The following is an 18,266-nucleotide window of genomic DNA, read 5'->3' as shown; positions in this document are numbered from 1 at the left end:
CGGTGTGTGCTGAGGTGATGAGCGAGCACACGTACGCCCTCCCGGCGGATGCCGCCGAGTTCTACGAGAGCACTTTCGTTCCCGCGCTGTTCGCCGGTCTGGCCCGTCGCCTGATCGAGGCGGTCGCGCCGGACGTCGAGGAGTCGATGCTGGACGTGGCCTGCGGCACCGGCGTCGTGGCGCGTGCCTCGACAGCCGGGCGGGTGACCGGGCTCGACCGCAATCCCGCGATGCTGGCGGTGGCCCGGCGCGCGCAGCCCGCCCTGAACTGGTGCGTGGGCGATGCCACAGCCCTGCCCTTCGCCGACAACGCGTTCGATGTGGTGGTGTCGCAGGCGGCATTGATGTACTTCGCCGACCGGGTGGCCGCGCTGCGCGAAATGACCCGGGTCGGCGGGCGACTGGGACTGCAGGTGCCGGGCCGGCTCGCAGCGAGCCCGGGCTACGTGGCCCTGGCCGAGCTGGTCGCCCGGCACGCCGTCCCGTCGGCGAGCGAGGTGATCGCGGGCTACTTCGCCGCCGGCGACCCCGACCGGCTGTCCGCACAGTGCGAGGAGGCAGGCTGGCAGATCGACCGCCTCACCACGTGGACGAGCGCCACCCGCCTGCCCACCATGGACGCGTTCATCAAGGCCGAGCTTCTTCCCCTGGCCGGCCACCTCGACGACGAGGCCCGCCGGCGCATCGTCGCCGACAGCCGGCTCGCCCTGGCGCCCTTCGTGACCCCGGAAGGCGAGGTAGCCGCGCCGCTCGAGATCCAGCTGGTGGTCGGCCGACGCCGATGAACTGGTCTGTGTTCCTAGGCGCTAACCCGGTCACGCCACCGGGCCGGCATGACCGTACGGCTGCCGTTCTCGAACTCGCCGACCACGCACGTCCAGTCACCCGACCCGAACGTGATCGGATGGGACCGAACCTGCGCCGGCGTCCCGCCCATGGTCCGGACGAGCGACTTCATGGCTTCGACGTGTTCCTCGAGGCCATGAAGTCGGAGCCTGCCCATGAAGACAAACGCTCACATCATCGGTGTGCAGATCGGCGAACAACCCGTCCCGGTCCGCTCCGTTCCACGCCCTGAAGTCGAGATCTGCCATGCCCTTCAGGTTTCGCGTGACCTCTCCGTCTCCTATGTCGACACTCCTCAAGCTCCGCCGTGACTCCACTGCCCGCCACGTCCCGGCGGCCCCGCGAAGCTCACGTTGGGCCTGGTCAGAGCCTTGCAGCCGGTGTCCATCCACACGGCGCCGGGGTGTAACGACGGCGTTGATCATCCGGTCGCGGCGGCCGTGCGACGACGTCGTCCGGGTCACGTCCGCGTGACACGCGTCAGGGTGCCGCGCCGCAGCTCGCATGATCGGGTCTGTCAGGTTGGAGACCTCTCTCCTCCTGGCGGCTTGACACGGAGAGGTGCCGTTCTTCTAACAGTCCCGCATGATCGGCACGCGGGCCTGCGGTGTCGCTTGCGCGGCCGGATCGCGTGATGCAGTCCAACATCGACCGCGACCCGGCCGGCGCCCCGACTCGGCGCCATCGGCGAAATGGGCCTGCTTCAGCTCGCGCGTTGGCGGCGTTGAGGCCGGTTCGGTTCGGGCGTTGGCGGCGATGTGGGCCGGGTTCGGCTCGCGCGTTGGCGGCGTTGCGGGTCGGGCTCGGCTCGCGCGTTGGCGGCGATGTAAGCCGGGTCGGCTCTCGCCTGGACGAAGTGCTGGAACGGTCCTTTCGTCTCGTGCGGCGGTGCGAGACGAGACGGTTCGTCTTGCTCGGGCGAGGTGAGACGAACCGTCTCGTCTCGGGTGGGTGGGTGGGTGGAACGGTCCGGTTTGCGTCCCGCGGCCCCGGCGAGACGAGACGGTTCGTCTCGTGTGTGCGTCGGGAGCCGGTCCGGACCGTCTCCTGTGAGCGTGACGGAGACGGTCCGGTTTGTCCGGCGTCGGAGCGATGGAACGCCTCGGTTGTTTGCGTGAAGGAGGCGGGGCTGTGCCGGGGCAGGCGGGTGGCTGGGACGTGGCTGCGGTCAGCCGAGGGCGGCGGAAAGAGCCGGGTACCAGCGGTTGGCGATCTTCGCGTTGCCGGCGTCGTTGGGGTGGACTCCGTCGTAGGTGTCGGTGGCGGGGACGAAGCCGGTGAACTGGTCGACGACTGTGATCGGGGAGGTGGCTGTCGAGAGGCCGGCGGCCCACGCCGGGATGGCCGCGTTCAGGTTGACCACGCGCTGGGCGCAGTCGGCGCAGTTCGAGGCGTTCATGGGGATGATCTGGGCGACCAGGATCTTCATGGCCGGGTTGGACGCTCGCATCTGGCCGACCATGCGGGTGAACGCGGCCAGGATCGTCGACGGGGGCAGGTTGTTCCAGACGTCGTTCGTGCCGAAGTGCATGAGGACGACGTCGGGGTCGGTGGCCGCGAGCCAGCCGACGAGCTGGTTCTGGTTGGCGACGTTCGTGGCGAGGAAGCCGCCGTGGCCCTCGTTCTCCCCGTCGTACGGGAAACCGCAGCCCTGGCCGGGCAGGGTGCCCACGAAGTCGACGCGGGTGGCGGGCAGTTTCTGCCAGAGCAGGGCCCGCCAGCAGCCGGGGGAGCCGGTGATCGAGTCACCCAGCGCCATGATCTTGACGGGTGAGCCGGCCGGCGGCGTGGTGGGAGGGGTCGTTGGGGGAGTGGTGGTCGGTGGTGTGGTGCTCGGCGGCGGGGGCGTGCTCGGCGTCGGGCCGTTGCACACGGCGCCGTTGAGGGCGAACGCTGTGGGGATCGGGTTGCTGCCGGTCGAGGAGCCGTTGAAGCCGAAGGACACCGTCCCGTTGGTCGCGAGCGCGCCGTTCCACGAGGCATTGCGTACGGTGACCGCCGCCCCGGACTGGGTTGCCGCGCCGTTCCAGAGCTGGGTGACCGTCTGGCCCGCACCGAACGAGAACGTCAGGGTCCACGCGGTCAGCGGGTCGCCGAGGTTGGTGATGTCGACGGCGGCGCCGAAGCCACCCGGCCAGGAACTCGAGACGGCGTAGCGGACCTGGCAGCCGGCGGCGGCTGAAGCCGGGCCCGCGGCGGCGACGGCGATGGACCCGGCCGCCAGAGCAGTCGCGGTAACGAGGACGGTCAACCTTCGTCTGGGCATCGGGCGCTCCAGCAGAGATCGATGACAGTGGATAGAGGGCACTATGACATGGGAGCGCTCCCAATCCAACCTTGACCGAAACGTCGCGATACTCCACCCTGGGAACGCTCCCATTCATGTCCCTCGATCTAAGGACCGCTCGTGGCCAGAAGAGGAAAGATCGCGGCCGTCCTCGCCGTCGTCACTGCCGGTGCGGGCGTCATGGTGGCGACCCGGGCCGATGCCGCCGCCGGCTGCCAGGTGCGCTACGCCGTCACGAACTCCTGGCCCGGGGGCTTCGGCGCCACCGTCGACGTCACCAACCTGGGCGACCCGCTCAACGGCTGGACGCTGGGCTTCGCCCTGCCCGGCGGTCAGACGATCACGTCGTTGTGGAACGGGGCGGTCACCCAGTCCGGTACGGCCGTGACGGTGCGCGACGCCGGCTGGAACGGCGCACTCGCCACGAACGGCACGGCCGGATTCGGCTTCAACGCCAACGGCGACGCCACCACACCGGGAACGTTCACTTTGAACGGCGTCGCGTGCACGGGAGCGACACAGCCGACCACGCCGCCGCCCACCACGACACCGCCGCCCCCGACCACGGCGCCACCGCCCACTACGCCGCCGCCGACCACGCCGCCGCCGACCACGACAGCGCCGGCCGACGGCAAGCAGCGCGAACGCCTCGACCGCGGCGTGATCAGCGTCCGTTCGGGCTCGGCCAACCTGGTCAGCTGGCGCTGGCTGGCCACCGACCCGGCCGGCGTCGGCTTCAACGTCTACCGCGGCGCCACCAAGGTCAACGGGTCGCCGCTGACGACCTCGACCAACTACCTGGACGCCGGCGCGGCCGCCAACGCCGCGTACACCGTACGCGCCGTACTGAATGGGGTTGAGCAGGCGGCCGAGGGCCCGTCCCTGACCTTCGGCAACGGTTATCTCGACGTCCCGATCCAGAATCCCAACAGCTCCCTGTACGCCGCGAACGACGCCTCCACCGGCGACCTCGACGGCGACGGCCGGCTCGACCTGGTGCTCAAGTGGGAGCCGTTGAACGCCAAGGACAACTCGCAGTCCGGCGTCACCGATCCGGTCTACGTCGACGCGTACAAACTCGACGGGACCCGGCTCTGGCGCGTCAACCTCGGCCGTAACATCCGGGCCGGGGCGCATTACACCCAGTTCCAGGTGTACGACTACGACGGCGACGGCCGGGCCGAGGTGGCCATGAAGACGGCCGATGCCACCGTGTCCGGCACCGGCCAGGTGATCGGCGCCTCGAGCGCCGACCACCGCAACTCCTCGGGCTACGTGCTCAGCGGCCCCGAATACCTGACGATGTTCGACGGCCGCACCGGCGCTGCGCTGTCCACGGTGAACTACGAGCCGGCCCGCGGCACGGTCAGCAACTGGGGCGACTCGTACGGCAACCGGGTCGACCGCTTCCTGGCCGGCACCGCCTACCTCGACGGCAGCCGGCCCAGCCTGATCATGGCGCGCGGCTATTACACCCGCAGCGTGATCGTCGCCTGGGACTTCCGCAACGGCGCGCTGACCCGTCGCTGGACGTTCGACAGCAACAGCTCGACCAACAGCGGCACCGCCGGACAGGGCAACCACCAGCTCTCGGTGGCCGACGTCGACCGGGACGGCCGCGACGAGATCGTGTACGGCTCCCTCGCGATCGACGACAACGGCGCGAAGCTCTGGAACACCGGGCACGGCCACGGCGACGCCCTGCACGTCGGTGATCTCGACCCGTCCCGTACCGGCCTCGAGGTCTTCAAGGTCGACGAGGACGCCAGCAAGCCGTCGTCGTGGTTCGCCGACGCCCGTACGGGCCAGATCCTGTGGAGCACCCCGGCTGCCGGCGACAACGGACGCGGCGTCTCGGCCGACATCTGGGCCGGCAGCCCCGGCGCGGAGAGCTGGTCGTCCGCGGTCGACGGCGTGCGTGGCCCGTCCGGCTCGGTGGTGTCGAGCCGCAAGCCGAGCTCGGCCAACTTCGTGATCTGGTGGGACCGCGACCCCCAGCGCGAACTGCTCGACCAGACCCGCATCGACAAGTACGACACATCGTCGGACACGCGCCTGCTCACCGCGAGCGGCGTCCACTCCAACAACGGCACCAAGGCAACCCCGTCCCTGAGCGGCGACCTGCTCGGCGACTGGCGCGAGGAGGTCATCTGGCCCACCGCCGACAACACCGCCCTGCGCATCTACTCCACCCCGATCCAGACCGACCGCCGCGTGCTCACGCTGCTGCACGACATCCAGTACCGCGAGGCCCTGGCCTGGCAGAACACCGCCTACAACCAGCCGCCCCACCCGAGCTTCGCCATCGGCTGACCCGTCGCGTGCCTGGTCCCGTCACAGCCCGCGGGACCGGGTGCGCGACTCCAGCCCGATCACCGGCAGCCCGAACGTCAAGGCGTGCCTCCCATTAAGGTTTGGACCATGATTCTGCGACACGTGACGGTCGACAGTTCCGAGCCGTACGAGCTGGCTCGCTTCTGGAGCGAGGTCACCGGCTGGCCACTGAGCGACGAGGACAAGCCCGGCGACGACGAGGTGCTGGTCGAGGCGCCGTCGCCGGTGCCCGGCCTGCTGTTCATCCGCGTGCCTGAGGCCAAGTCCGTGAAGAATCGCCTGCACATCGACTGGGTGCCCGACGAGCGCACCCGCGACGAGGAGGTCGACCGGCTCACCGCCCTGGGCGCCAAGCTCTTCGAGGACCACCGGACCCCCGACGGCATGGGCTGGGTGACCATGCAGGACCCCGAGGGCAACGAGTTCTGCATCGAACGCAGCACCATCGAACGCAACGCCTGAGCAGCGCCGGGCGCCGGCGTTCGGTCAGGGGCGCAGGGCGGCAGCGCCGAGGTTGCGGATCGAGGCGTCCAGGACCTGGGCGGTGTGGGCCATCGCCATCGTGGCGCCCTGGCGGTTGAGGGCGGCGGTCACCTGCATCATGCAGCCGGGGTTGGCCGTGACCAGCAGGTCGGCGCCGGTGGCGAGGACGTTGGCGGCCTTGCGGTCGCCGAGTTCGGCCGCGGGGACGGGGTTGAGGATGTTCCAGATGCCGGCCGAGCCGCAGCACAGCTCGGGGTCGGCGATCTCGCGCAGCCTCAGCTCGGGGATGCCGCGCAGCAGCGCTCGCGGCTGGGCGCGGATGCCCTGGGCGTGACCGAGGTGGCAGGCGTCGTGGTAGGCCACCGTCAGCGGCAGCGGGTGGCGCGGGGCGACCGGGCCCAGGGCGTCCAGCAGTTCGGCGAGGTCGCGCACCTTCGCGGCGAAGGCTGCGGCCCGCGCTTGGTACAAAGGGTCGTCGGCCAGCAGCTCGCCGTACTCCTTCAGCGAGGAGCCGCAGCCGGCCGCGTTGACCACGAAGTAGTCCATCCCGGTGTGCTCGAACGTGTCGATCAGGCGGCGGGCGAAGCCGAGCGCCTCCTCGCGGCGTCCGTTGTGGACGCTCAAGGCGCCGCAACAGCCCTGGCTGGGCGGGATCACGACCTCGCAGCCCTCCGCGGCGAGGATGCGTACGGTCGCGGAGTTGACCTCGGGGAAGAAGGCGCCCTGCACACATCCGGTCAGCATGCCGACGACCGCGCGCCGGGCGCCGCGGGCGGGTACCCGGCGTGGCGGGCGCGGGACCTTGTGCAGGCGCGGCGCGAGCGATTCGAGAGTGGTCAGCGTCGGACCCAGCCTCTCGAGCAGGCCGCTGCGAGCCACGAACCGCTGCAGACCCGATTTCTGGTACGCCCGCAGGGGGCCCCGCAGCAGGCGGAGCCGGCGCGGGTGCGGGAAGAGCGCGAAGATGGCCCGCCGCAGCAGGGCGTCGCCGCGGTCGCGGGTGAAGCGCCGCTCGACCTGGGCCCGCGTGTCCTCGATGAGGCGGTCGTACTGCACGCCCGAGGGGCACGCGGTCACACACGACATGCAGCCCAGGCACTTGTCGAAGTGTTCGACCATCGAACCGCTCAGCGGCTCCCCGTTGACGCCCTCGTTCATCAGATAGATGCGGCCGCGCGGCGAGTCGGCCTCGGCGCCCCACAACACGTATGTCGGGCAGGCCGGCAGACAGAAGCCGCAGTGCACACAGTCGGCGATCAGGTCGGCCCGGGGCGGATGATGATCGTCGAAGGCCGGCCCGTCATGAACCGGCCCGAGCACGTCACGCGGCGGCTCGCCGGTGCCCCAGGTCGCGTCGACCATCAGATGCCTCCCACGAAGCGTCCCGGCGCGAACCGGTGCTCCGGATCGAACTGATCCTTGATCCGGCGCATGACCGCCAGCCCCGGCACCGGACCCCACATGTCGAGGATGTCGCGCACCTCGGCCGGCGCGGTCAGCACGACGGCATGCCCGCCGCCGCGCACGCACTGGGCCCGCAGCCGTTCGACCTCGGTGATGTCGCGCGCCGCGGCATAGAGCACCCCGGCGCCGGCCGACCCGCGCAGCGCCGACCCCAGCCCGACCAGCGCCGGCACCTTCGAGAGCGGCACCGACAGCTTCATCCCGATCTCGTCGGCCGCCCACGGGTCGCGGCCCCACCACCCGGGCGCGGCCTCGCTCACCTCGCCGGCCAGCAACTTCTCGATCAGGGCCGACCTTTCCCGTACGCCGGCGGGCGTGCCCTCGAGCAGCACGGTCAGCTCGCCCGTGGCGGTGTCGAGCTCGATCGCGGTCGGCGCGACCTGCGCGGCGAGGATCGCGGGCACGGCCTGGGCCGGGGCGGTCGAGCGCACGTACACGGAAGCCGCCGGCCGCGGATGCAGGCGGAACACGCACTCGGTGATCAGCCCGAGCGTGCCGTACGACCCGGTGTAGAGCTTGCCGAGGTCGTAGCCGGCGACGTTCTTGACCACCTTGCCACCCGCCTTGGCCACCACCCCGTCGGGCCGGACGACCGTGATGCCGATCAGCAGGTCGCGTGCCGTGCCGTACTGCAGCCGCCGTGGGCCGCCGGCCGCGGTCGCCACCACCCCGCCGACCGTCGCCCCGGCCGCCGCGTCCAGTGCCAGCTGCTGGTCGCCGAGCGCGAGATCGTCGAGCGGGGTGCCCGCCCGGAGCACCGTGATCAGGTCGCCGGCCGCGTGCTCGACGACGCCGGCCAGCCGCCGCGTGTCGATGATCAGGTCGAGCGAGCGCGGGGGCGGGCCCCAGTGCACCTTGGTGCCGCCGCCCCGCACCACTACTGCCAGGCCCCGGGAAGCGGCCACCACCGCCGCCGCTTCGGCGGTCGAGCCGGGTGCGGCGACGAGGCGGGCCGGCACCCCGCCGACGTGGTCGTCCTCGCCGGCAGGCCGAGTCAGCTCATCGAGCGCGCCCATCAGCGGACCACAACCCGGAAAAGAGAGAAAGCGAGCGCACCCATCAGAAGACCTCCACGCCCGGGAACCGCGCGGCGATGTCGCCGCCCGGTCGCTCGCCGCACAGCCGCGGCGTGGGGAAGATCTTGCCGGGGTTGGCCAGGTGGGCCGGGTCGAACGCGCAGCGCACCAGCTGCATCGTGTCGAGGTCGTCGTCGCCGTACATGCGGGGCATGTATTTCGCCTTGTCCATGCCGACGCCGTGCTCGCCGGTGATCGAGCCGCCGTACTCGATGCAGAGGTCGATGATCGCGCCCGAGACCGTGTCGGCCCGCTCGGCCTCGCCGTCGACCCGGGCGTCGAACAGCACCAGCGGGTGCAGGTTGCCGTCGCCCGCGTGGAAGACGTTCGCCACTCGTACGCCGTGGGCGGAAGCCACCTCGCCGATGCGTCGCAGCACCTCGGGCAACGCCGTCCGCGGGATCACGCCGTCCTGCACGATGTAGTCGGGGCTGATGCGGCCAACGGCCGCGAAGGCGGATTTGCGGCCCCGCCAGAAGAGGGCCCGCTCGGCGTCGTCGGCCGCGATGCGGATCTCGAACGCACCCTCACCGCGACACAACGAAGTGACCTCGGTGAACTGGGCCTCGACCTCGGCCGACGGCCCGTCGAGCTCGACGATCAGCACGGCCGCCGCGCCCGGCGGATAGCCGCAGGCAACCGCCGCCTCGGCCGCCTCGATGGCGAGCGCGTCCATCATCTCGATCGCGGCCGGCACCACGCCCGCCGCGATGATCGCCGAGGTGGCCGCGCCGGCGGCGTCGATGCTGGGGAAGGCCGCGAGCAGCGTGCGCACCGATTCGGGCAACCTGGTCAGCCGCACGGTCACCTCGGTGGCGACGCCGAGGGTGCCCTCGGAGCCGACGAACGCGCCGATCAGGTCGTAGCCCGGCGGGTCGGGCGCCCGGCCGCCGAGCCGCACCAGGTCGCCGTCGGGGGTCACGATCTGCAGGCCGGTGACGTGGTTGGTGGTGAAGCCGTACTTGAGGCAGTGCGCGCCGCCCGAGTTCTCGGCGACGTTGCCGCCGATCGAGCAGATCTGCTGGCTGGAGGGGTCGGGCGCGTAGTAGTAGCCGTGCGGGGTGGCGGCCCGGGTGACCTGGAGGTTGATGACGCCGGGCTCGACCACGGCCCGCTCGTCGGCCGGCGCGATCTCGACGATGCGGCGCATCTGGGCCGTGACGATCAGGACGCCCTCAGCATGCGGCAGGGCGCCGCCGGACAGCCCGGTGCCCGAGCCGCGGGCGACGAACGGCACCCCGGCCTCGGCGCAGGCCCGGACCACGGTGGCGACCTGGCCGGCGGTGTGCGGCAGCACGACCAGAGCGGGGATGACCTTGTAGTGGGCGAGGCCGTCGCACTCGTAGGTGCGCAGTTCCTGCCGGTCGGTCACGACCTGCTCGGGGCCCAGGTCGGAACGCAGCCGCCGGGCGAGCGCGTCGATGTCTGCCATGCGACCCTCCTCGCCGTTCACCTCGGGGACAACCTATCCCGAGGGTCCGACATTCGTCACCGAGAGTCTTCCGCCCTGTGCCGGTGGGTAGTAGTTCCGGCATCGCCGCCGGCCCCGCTCACCGGTCTGGGAAGATGGCCCGATGTTCGTGACCGGAAGAGTCGCCCGACTGGCCGCGATGACGGTGTGTGCCCTGCTCACGGCGGCCGGCTGCTCGTCGGACGACGAGCCCTCGCCGGAGCCGACCGGGCTGATCGACGTCACCACGATGCGGGGCGCGCTGCTCCAGGCGGCCGAGATCGGGCCGGCCTGGCAACCGCCGGCCCAGACCCCCGACCCCACCAAGCTGGTGAGCATCTGCGGCGGCACGACAGCCGCCCCGAGCGTGCCGCCCGGCGGCGACGTGGTGGCGTCGTCCTTCGTGGACGAGGGACAGAAGGGCGCGCAGACGCTCGACCAGACAGCGCTGGTCTTCGGCGACGTGACGCTGGCGGCGGCCGCGCAGACGGCGTTGCGGGCCGTCGCCGACGGCTGTGAGCCCAAGCTGTCGGTGCCGGCCGCGGTCAACGACAACAAGGCGGAACCGGCGTACACCGAAACCGTCGAGATCAAAACGTTGGACGAGGGCGGGTGGAAGGGCTTCGTGGTGATCCGCCACAAGACGTACGACAAGGCCCACCCCGGCTCGGCGGACACCGCCGTCGCCGTCCTGAACAGCCGAAACGTCGTGTTGGTGGACCAGTACGCGCTCTACCGCCTCGGCGTCTCCAGCGCCGCCTCGAGCTTCGACGCCGACTGGCAGAAGCTCGTCGGCACCGTCGTGCAACGTGTCGGATAGCTGGGCGGGATAGACACGACGGCCTGCTGTCGTCTAATGTTCCGAGTGCGCCGTTGCGAGTTCTTCCCCCGTGGAATTCGCAGCGGCGTCTTACTGTGTCGATTCAATCTGTGCCGATTCAATCTCGGTGCCGGTCTACTCCGTGGTCACCGGCAGCACGTCGAAGCCTCTGATCGTCAGGCTGTTGCGCCGCTCGGCCCCGTCGGCCCGCCGCAACCTCGGAAGACGCTCGAGGAGCCGCGGGAAAGCGATCTGCGCCTCGAGCCGGGCCATCGGCGCCCCGAGGCAGTAGTGCATGCCCCCGCCGAACGAGAGCGACGCGTTGTCGGACCGGCGTAGATCGAGCCGGTCGGGGTCGGTGAATCGGCGGGGGTCGCGGTTGGCGGCGCCCGTGTACGCCACGATCCGCTGCCCCGGTTCCAGGCTCACTCCGGCGACAGCGGACGGCTCCAGCACCGTACGGTCGATGTTCTGCACCGGCGAGTCGAAGCGCAGCAGTTCCTCGACGGCGGCCGCCGGGTCGGCGAGCAGCGCATCCCGCTGCCCCGGGTGGTCGAGCAGCGCCGCCAGCCCGTTCGAGAGCAGGTTGGTGGTGGTCTCGAAGCCGGCCGCGAACAGCAGCCCGGCCATCGTCAGCAGCTCGTCGGAGGTGAGCCGGTCGCCCGCCTCCTCGTGTTCGACCATGGCACTCATCAGGTCGCCGCGCGGGTGGCGGCGCCGCTCGGCGGCCAGCTCGCCCAGATAGTCGCGGACGGCCTGGGCTGCCGGGTCGGCCTTCAGCAACACCTCGGGCGTGATCTCGTCGAGCACCGCCGACCAGTCCTGCACCAGATGCTGGAACTGCGCGCGGTCGGCCTCGGGCACGCCCAGGAGCTCGCTGATCACGTTGCAGGGCAGGGGAAAGGCGAACGCCGAGACGAAGTCGGCGGCGCCCGCGGCGGCCATCGCCTCGATCATGTCGTCGATCATGCGGGTGGTGGCCGGGCGCAGCTCCTGAACCCGGCGGCCGGTGAACCCGGAGCTGACCAGCCGCCGCAGCCGGGTGTGGTCGGGCGGGTTGATGCCGAGCAGGCTGGTGAAGTAGCCGTAGAGGGCCGGGTGCTCGGCCCAGTCGGCCAGGCCCAGGTGCGGCAGCAGCTCGACCGGCATCTTGCCGAGCTTGTGATCACGGGAGACGGACTGGCACTCGGCGAACCGGGTCACGATCAGGGTGCCGTCGGCGTCACGCAGCACGGGGCCCAGCTCACGGAGCCGCGCGTAGTGGCCGTAGGGGTCCTCGCGCCCCACCATGGTGGTGAGCTCGTCCAACAGGGCCGAAACTTCGCGACCTTCCACAATGCTCGCCACAGCTTGGACGATACAAGTTCGCGGCTGCGAGCAGTACAAGGCGACTTCGCACAGCCCTTGAGCAGCGGGATTCCGTGTTCTAGGCTTCATCGGGTCCGTCAACGTCAGTTTATGGCGCCGGCATCGGGGGATGTGCATGGACGAGAGGCTCGCGTCCCTGCTCATGGCGTCGTAGGCTGCGGGGTGACCAACGGGGAGGGGGGCGGGTGGGCGCCTTCTCCATCGCCGGCCGCTTGGACAGGTTGTTCAAACAGCTGCGGCCTGAGCCGAGTTACATGGCCGTGGCTGAGGCCGTCCGGTCCGAGCAGGGTGTGTCGATCTCGCACACCTACATCTGGCAGCTCCGCACCGGGCGGCGCGACAACCCGACGATCCAGCATCTGACCGCGCTGGCAACCTACTTCGGCGTGCCCGTCGCGTACTTCATCGACGACGACCACACGACCCGCATCGATGCGCAGCTCGACCTGCTGCGGACCATCCGCGACGCCGGGGTCACGGAGCTCGCCCTGCGGGCGGCCGACGTGTCGCCGCGCGGCCGGGACACGATCAGCGAGCTGATTCAGAGGGTGTGGGAGTCCGAGAAGGGGCTGCGAGACCGCGGCTCACCCGGCTGAGCCAGGCCACCTCGTCGGCCATCGCGGGGCCGACCGGCGCCCACGAGCCGGGCTCGGCCAGCGGGGTGCCGGCCGCACGGTGGCGCAGGGCGTCCACGATCGCGCTCGCCTCCTCGGCCGGCGACGAGCCGTGCGGCGGCGCGTACGGGCGAAGGGCCAGCATGCCGTCGCGGATCTCGATGACCCGGCGGTAGAGGCGCAGGTGCACGTCGTCGACGCCGGCCAGTTCGATCACCGCGCGGCGCGGGGTGAAAAGGATCACCTCGGGAAAGGCGTCGCGCATCGCCTTCCAGAGCGGGCGCAGCACGAGCAGGGAGCGATAGGCCTCGTACGCGGCGCGGGCCCGCCTCGTCGCCGGCACCAGCAGTCCGGCGATGGTCAGGATGAGCCCGCTCGTCTGCGCGGTGCGGCCGATCGGCTCGACGGTCGAGAAGGCGACGTCCGTGCCGAGGATGTGAGCCAGCACGAGGCTGCCCTTGACCGCCGCATAGCACGCCACCAGGGCGGTGCCGATCGATGTCACCCGCAGCCCGGCCCGGGGGAGCCCGGCCGGCGCCCCGCCGCTGATCTGCCAGAACAGCATCGAGGTGGTCACCAGCACGGTGCCCAGGTAGGCCTCGAGCACCACCCAGTACGCCGCGACGGCCCAGCCCTGCTCGGTGGCCAGCAGCTCGGCCTCGGTGTCGATGCCGTGGGCGACCAGGTCGAGGACACACAGGGCAACGACCACAACAACCAGCAGGGCCAGCTGTCTGGCGCGGACGCCGGTGTGGGTCACCAGCGCGATGAAGCGCAGCAGGAAGTAGGCCGAGGTGACGCCGAGCAGATGCGGCACGATCGGCACGTCGAGCTGGGCCGCGATCGGCGCGAACGACACCGTCTTGGCCAGCGCGATCGCGCACACGGCGGCCCACAGCGCGCGTTGCCGCTGGTCACGCCAGAGCGTCGGGATCCGGACGACGGTCGCGCCCCACAGCAGTGCCAGGAGCGCGACGTCGAGGATCATTCGAAGCCCAGCGCGTCCGCCACCCGGCCGAGCGTGGTGCACGGTCCGCGGGCGGAGCGGCCGCGGATCAGCGACGCCATCATCTCGGCCTCGCGTTCCTGCGCGTCGGTGTACGCGACCCGGCCCAGCATGCGCCGCACGGCGCCCGGCTCGAGGTCGGGGAAGAGCCGCGCGAGCGCCGCGTCGGCCCCCGAGTGTCCGCAGAGGATGTGCGACAACTCGTGCAGCACGATGTGCTCCGCGTGCAGCGGCGAGGTGCCGGGGTCGTAGAAGACGTGATCGGCCCGCTCGGTGCCGATCCACAGCCCGCAGGGCGCGTCGGCGGTGAGCCCGGGAACCGGCCGCCGGATCAGCGGGCGACCGCGGCGGGCGGCCACCTCGTCACAGAATTCGTCGAGGTCGAAGGGGTCGGGCACGCGCAGGCCCCGCAGCTTCGCCTCGCAACGCCGTCGCAGTCCCTCCACCGCGGCCACGCTACTCGACGGTCCCGCTGCGCGGAACTGCGCGGAGAAAGCGCTTACCGAACAGGGGGTGTCGAACACCTGTGGAATACCCCACGGGACTGTTAACTATTCGGTCAACCTCTGCATAGCCTTACGAACCTTGGGGCAGAAACCAGTTCGGCCGAGGAATCAAAACCGGAGGTGACTGGCGATGGCAAAGTTCGTCTACGACTTCGCCGAGGGGAACAAGGATCTCAAAGACCTTCTCGGGGGCAAGGGCGCCAATCTCGCGGAGATGACCAATCTCGGCCTGCCGGTTCCGGCCGGCTTCACCATCACCACCGAGGCCTGCCAGCGATTCCTGGCCGAGGGCTCGCATGTCGACGGTCTCGACGACGAGATCGACCGGCATCTGGCCGCGCTCGAGGCGGCGATGGGCCGCCGGCTCGGCGATCCGGCCGATCCGCTGCTGGTCAGCGTGCGGTCGGGCGCGAAGTTCTCGATGCCCGGCATGATGGAGACCGTTCTCAACGTCGGTCTCAACGACGAGTCGGTGGCCGGGCTCTCGCGCCAGGCGGGGGGCAACGACCGTTTCGCCTGGGATTCGTACCGCCGGCTCATTCAGATGTACGGCAAGACCGTGTGCGACGTGCCGGGCGAGGAGTTCGAGGACGCGCTGCACAAGGCGAAACAGGCCAAGGGCGTCCGGGACGACGTGCAATTGGACGCCGACGATCTCAAATCGCTGGTCTCGGCGTACAAAAATGTCTTCGTGAAGCACGTCGGCCACGATTTCCCGCAGGATCCGCGGCAGCAGCTCGACCTCGCGATCGAGGCGGTTTTCCGATCCTGGAACGCCGACCGGGCCGTGCTCTACCGCCGGCAGGAACGCATCCCGGCCGACCTCGGCACCGCCGTCAACGTGGTGGCGATGGTGTTCGGCAATCTCGGGCCCGATTCCGGCACGGGCGTCGCGTTCACCCGCGACCCGGCCACCGGCGAGAGCGGCATCTACGGCGACTACCTGCAGAACGCGCAGGGCGAGGACGTCGTGGCGGGCATCCGGAACACGCTTCCCCTGGCCGACCTCGAGAAGATCGACAAGAAGTCGTACGACGAGTTGCTGCAGATCATGGCGACGCTCGAGGGGCATTATCACGACCTGTGCGACATCGAGTTCACGATCGAGCGCGGCAAGCTCTGGATGCTGCAGACCCGGGTCGGCAAGCGCACCGCGGCGGCGGCCTTCACGATCGCCGCGCAACTGGTCGAGGAGGGCATGATCGACCTCGACGAGGCGGTCACCCGGGTCAGCGGCGCCCAATTGGCCCAGCTCATGTTCCCGCGGTTCGACCTCGGCGGCGACCCGACGTCCCTGACTCGCGGCGTCGGCGCTTCGCCCGGCGCGGCGTACGGGGCGGTCGTCTTCACCTCGGCCCGGGCGGTCGAGCTGGCGGCGGCGGGGGAGAAGGTCATTCTCGTACGCCGGGAGACGAACCCCGACGACCTGCCCGGCATGATCGCGGCGCAGGGCATCCTCACCGCGCGCGGCGGCAAGACGTCGCACGCGGCCGTCGTGGCCCGCGGCATGGGCAAGACCTGTGTCTGCGGCGCGGATCAGATGGAGGTCGGCCGTGACCAGTTCACCGTGCACGGCGAGGTCGTGCGCGAGGGTGACGTGATCTCGATCGACGGCACGACCGGGCGGGTCTACCGGGGCGAGGTGCCGGTGCGGCCGTCCGAGGTGGTGCAGTACTTCGAGGGCGACCTCGACCCCGCCCTGGCCAACGAGCCGCTGGTCGCCGCCGTGCACCAGCTGATGACCCACGCCGACGAGCGGGCCCGGCTGCGGGTGCGGACGAACGCCGACACCGGTCCGGACGCGGCGCGCGCCCGGCGCTTCGGGGCGCACGGCATCGGTCTCTGCCGTACCGAGCACATGTTCCTGGGTGACCGGCGTGAGCTGGTCGAACGGCTGATCCTGGCCCACAACAAGACCGAACGCGACGACGCGCTGGCCGCGCTGCAGCCGTTGCAGCGGAACGACTTCCTGGAGATCTTCCGGGAGATGAACGGCCTGCCGGTCACCGTCCGGCTGATCGACCCGCCGCTGCACGAGTTCCTGCCGTCCCTGGAGGAGCTGGCGGTGCAGGTGGCGGTGGCCAAAGAGCGCGGCGAGGACTCCGAGGAGGCGGAGCGCGACGAGCGGATGCTGGCGGCCGTGCGGCGCATGCACGAGTCGAACCCGATGCTGGGTCTGCGCGGCGTACGCCTGGGCCTGGTCATCCCGGGTCTGTTCGCCATGCAGGTGCGGGCGATCGCCGAGGCCGCGGTCGCGCTGGCCGCCGAGGGCGGCCGGCCGCGACCCGAGATCATGGTCCCGCTGGTCGGGGCGGTGCAGGAGCTCGAGACCGTACGGGCCGAGGCCGAGAAGATCATCGCTGAGGTGGTCGGTGACTCGGGTGTCGAGGTGCTCATCGGCACGATGATCGAGGTGCCGCGGGCGGCGCTGACCGCCGGGCAGATCGCCGAGGCGGCCGAGTTCTTCTCGTTCGGCACGAACGACCTGACTCAGATGGCGTGGGGCTTCTCGCGTGACGACGTCGAGGGCGCGTTCTTCTGGCGCTACCTGGAACTGGGCATCTTCGGCATCTCGCCGTTCGAGTCGATCGACCGCGACGGCGTGGGGCGGCTGGTCCGGATCGCCGGCGAGGAGGGCCGGGCCACCCGCCCCGGCCTGAAGCTCGGCGTCTGCGGCGAGCACGGCGGCGACCCGGAGTCGGTGCACTTCTTCCACGAGGTCGGGCTCGACTACGTGTCGTGCTCGCCGTTCCGGGTGCCGATCGCCCGCCTCGAGGCGGGCCGGGCAGCAGTGGAGTCGGCCGGCTCCGACCACCGCTGACGGGACTCACGGCCCGCATTTCGTCGGCTTCGCCCGGGATGCGGGCCACTGTTCGGGTGCCGATCGGGCCGGAGGCTCATTTTTGTCGGAGGGCGGGTCTAGCGTCGAGGTCGTTCAGCAGTCGTTCCAGCAGCCAAGGGAGTCTGTGATGGCGTCTCAGCTCAACCCCTACCTGACCTTCGACGGCAACGCCCGCGAGGCCATGGAGTTCTACCACTCGATCCTCGGCGGCGAGCTCAGGGTCAATACGTTCGGCGAGTTCGGCGCGCCCGACCCGGCGATCGCCGACAAGGTCATGCACGCGATGCTGACCAGCGAGAAGGGTTACCTGCTGATGGCCTCCGACACGGCCCCCGGCATGCCCTTCAACCCGGGCAACACGATCACGGTCAGCCTGAGCGGCGACCCCGGCGAGGGCCTGGAAGAGGTCTGGGAGAAGCTGGCCGACGGCGGCACCGTGCAGTTGCCGTTCGAGAAGCAGATGTGGGGCGACCTCTACGGCCAGCTCACCGACAAGTTCGGCGTCCCCTGGATGATCGACGTCGTGGTCCCGCAGTGACGGCACACGGCCGGGCGCGACGGCGCCCGGCCGGCCGGCTGGTCAGCTGCCCTTGGACGCGGAGGGCTTGCAGAGGTTGGTCTTGGCGATGGCCACGATCTTCTGGCCCTTCTTGGCGTCGACCTGGAACATGTCGATCGCGTCGATGACGGTCTCGCTCGTCGTCATGCCGTTGGTGAAGTCGGTGCACAGGTTGTAGCCGTTGTCGAGCGCGGCCTTCTTGTCGGCGGTCAGCTTGGCGTCCACCGCCGTCAGCGCCGTGAGATATGTCTGTTCGTCGCCCTTGGGCAGGCCCGCCTCGGCCGCCTGCTTCTCCGCCTCGACGAAGGCCGCCTGGTCCGACTTGTCGTCCGAGCAGGCGCTCAGTGTCCCCAGCCCGGTCAGAGCGACCAGAACGGTGCCCACCACGGCAAGACGTGCCCCCACGTTGCGTCCCCCTCGTTCACGCCGAAGCGATCTTCACGCTCCGTACCGCAGGCACGGTACGGGGCTCGCGCCAGCCCCGGCCACCGACCTCCGGCCGACTTTCCCGGCCAACCGGCCAGCACCGGACAGACCGGCGGCCCAGGTCGGCCTGTCCGGCTCGCTGAGCCTGGTTCGTGGCGCTCGCCCGGCCGGGATCATTCGTAGTC

The 18,266-nt window shown here is 70.6% G+C and carries 16 protein-coding genes; 7 read left to right on the top strand and 9 right to left on the bottom strand.

Features of this window, described 5'->3' with window-relative positions:
- Positions 1-17 precede the first annotated feature (17 nt).
- Positions 18-785, top strand: coding sequence for a class I SAM-dependent methyltransferase (locus tag KXC43_RS29705; protein WP_221379474.1), 768 nt, complete (start codon positions 18-20; stop codon positions 783-785).
- A 14-nt stretch (positions 786-799) separates the two neighbouring features.
- Here the strand turns inward: KXC43_RS29705 and KXC43_RS29700 are convergent, their stop codons facing one another.
- Both KXC43_RS29700 and KXC43_RS29695 read right to left on the bottom strand, forming a co-directional pair.
- Positions 800-1,003, bottom strand: a complete 204-nt coding sequence (locus KXC43_RS29700; protein ID WP_221379473.1) for a hypothetical protein — start codon at positions 1,001-1,003, stop codon at positions 800-802.
- Positions 1,004-2,014: 1,011 nt separating this feature from the next.
- Complete coding sequence (locus KXC43_RS29695) at positions 2,015-3,112, bottom strand: cellulose binding domain-containing protein (RefSeq protein WP_221379472.1); 1,098 nt, start codon at positions 3,110-3,112, stop codon at positions 2,015-2,017.
- A 201-nt stretch (positions 3,113-3,313) separates the two neighbouring features.
- Between KXC43_RS29695 and KXC43_RS29690 the strand changes: the two genes are divergently transcribed.
- Together KXC43_RS29690 and KXC43_RS29685 are read left to right on the top strand one after the other, a co-directional pair.
- Complete coding sequence (locus tag KXC43_RS29690) at positions 3,314-5,446, top strand: rhamnogalacturonan lyase family protein (protein WP_221379508.1); 2,133 nt, start codon at positions 3,314-3,316, stop codon at positions 5,444-5,446.
- Positions 5,447-5,554: 108 nt separating this feature from the next.
- Positions 5,555-5,929 (top strand): VOC family protein, encoded by a 375-nt coding sequence (locus tag KXC43_RS29685; protein ID WP_221379471.1) that lies wholly within the window; start codon positions 5,555-5,557, stop codon positions 5,927-5,929.
- A gap of 24 nt (positions 5,930-5,953) precedes the next feature.
- Here the strand turns inward: KXC43_RS29685 and KXC43_RS29680 are convergent, their stop codons facing one another.
- Genes KXC43_RS29680 through KXC43_RS29670 form a run of 3 tightly spaced genes read right to left on the bottom strand, consistent with a single transcriptional unit; the run spans position 5,954 to position 9,922 of the window.
- Positions 5,954-7,312, bottom strand: coding sequence for a (Fe-S)-binding protein (locus KXC43_RS29680; protein ID WP_221379470.1), 1,359 nt, complete (start codon positions 7,310-7,312; stop codon positions 5,954-5,956).
- Positions 7,312-8,430 (bottom strand): FAD-binding oxidoreductase, encoded by a 1,119-nt coding sequence (locus KXC43_RS29675; RefSeq protein WP_221379469.1) that lies wholly within the window; start codon positions 8,428-8,430, stop codon positions 7,312-7,314. The genes KXC43_RS29680 and KXC43_RS29675 overlap by 1 nt, the downstream gene beginning before the upstream one ends.
- 43 nt (positions 8,431-8,473) lie before the next feature.
- Positions 8,474-9,922, bottom strand: a complete 1,449-nt coding sequence (locus KXC43_RS29670) for an FAD-linked oxidase C-terminal domain-containing protein (protein WP_221379468.1) — start codon at positions 9,920-9,922, stop codon at positions 8,474-8,476.
- 142 nt (positions 9,923-10,064) lie between these two features.
- Between KXC43_RS29670 and KXC43_RS29665 the strand changes: the two genes are divergently transcribed.
- A complete protein-coding gene (locus KXC43_RS29665; protein ID WP_221379467.1) occupies positions 10,065-10,760 on the top strand; it encodes a hypothetical protein in 696 nt (231 codons plus the stop codon).
- 135 nt (positions 10,761-10,895) lie between these two features.
- Here KXC43_RS29665 and KXC43_RS29660 read toward each other — a convergent pair whose 3' ends face one another.
- Positions 10,896-12,050 (bottom strand): cytochrome P450, encoded by a 1,155-nt coding sequence (locus KXC43_RS29660; protein WP_221379507.1) that lies wholly within the window; start codon positions 12,048-12,050, stop codon positions 10,896-10,898.
- Positions 12,051-12,313: 263 nt separating this feature from the next.
- Between KXC43_RS29660 and KXC43_RS29655 the strand changes: the two genes are divergently transcribed.
- Entirely contained in the window at positions 12,314-12,724 is a 411-nt protein-coding gene (locus tag KXC43_RS29655; RefSeq protein ID WP_221379466.1) for a helix-turn-helix domain-containing protein, read from the top strand.
- Here KXC43_RS29655 and KXC43_RS29650 read toward each other — a convergent pair.
- Together KXC43_RS29650 and KXC43_RS29645 are read right to left on the bottom strand one after the other, a co-directional pair.
- On the bottom strand, positions 12,657-13,730 hold the full coding sequence (locus KXC43_RS29650; RefSeq protein WP_221379465.1) for an MAB_1171c family putative transporter: 1,074 nt from the start codon (positions 13,728-13,730) through the stop codon (positions 12,657-12,659). The genes KXC43_RS29655 and KXC43_RS29650 overlap by 68 nt on opposite strands.
- Entirely contained in the window at positions 13,727-14,194 is a 468-nt protein-coding gene (locus KXC43_RS29645) for a hypothetical protein (RefSeq protein WP_308129307.1), read from the bottom strand. The genes KXC43_RS29650 and KXC43_RS29645 overlap by 4 nt, the downstream gene beginning before the upstream one ends.
- 190 nt (positions 14,195-14,384) lie before the next feature.
- Between KXC43_RS29645 and ppdK the strand changes: the two genes are divergently transcribed.
- Together ppdK and KXC43_RS29635 are read left to right on the top strand one after the other, a co-directional pair.
- A complete protein-coding gene (gene ppdK / locus KXC43_RS29640; protein ID WP_221379464.1) occupies positions 14,385-17,075 on the top strand; it encodes a pyruvate, phosphate dikinase in 2,691 nt (896 codons plus the stop codon).
- Positions 17,076-17,223: 148 nt separating this feature from the next.
- Positions 17,224-17,634: a VOC family protein gene (locus KXC43_RS29635; RefSeq protein ID WP_221379463.1), complete on the top strand. Its 411-nt coding sequence runs from the start codon at positions 17,224-17,226 to the stop codon at positions 17,632-17,634.
- 42 nt (positions 17,635-17,676) lie between these two features.
- Here the strand turns inward: KXC43_RS29635 and KXC43_RS52850 are convergent, their stop codons facing one another.
- Positions 17,677-18,060, bottom strand: coding sequence for a DUF732 domain-containing protein (locus KXC43_RS52850; RefSeq protein WP_221379462.1), 384 nt, complete (start codon positions 18,058-18,060; stop codon positions 17,677-17,679).
- Positions 18,061-18,266: the final 206 nt, after the last annotated feature.

The organism is Paractinoplanes polyasparticus (assembly GCF_019710575.1).
GTDB classification, from domain to species: domain Bacteria; phylum Actinomycetota; class Actinomycetes; order Mycobacteriales; family Micromonosporaceae; genus Actinoplanes; species Actinoplanes polyasparticus.
Note: the sequence above shows the minus strand (reverse complement) of the source record. Positions and strands in the feature narration are given on the sequence as shown.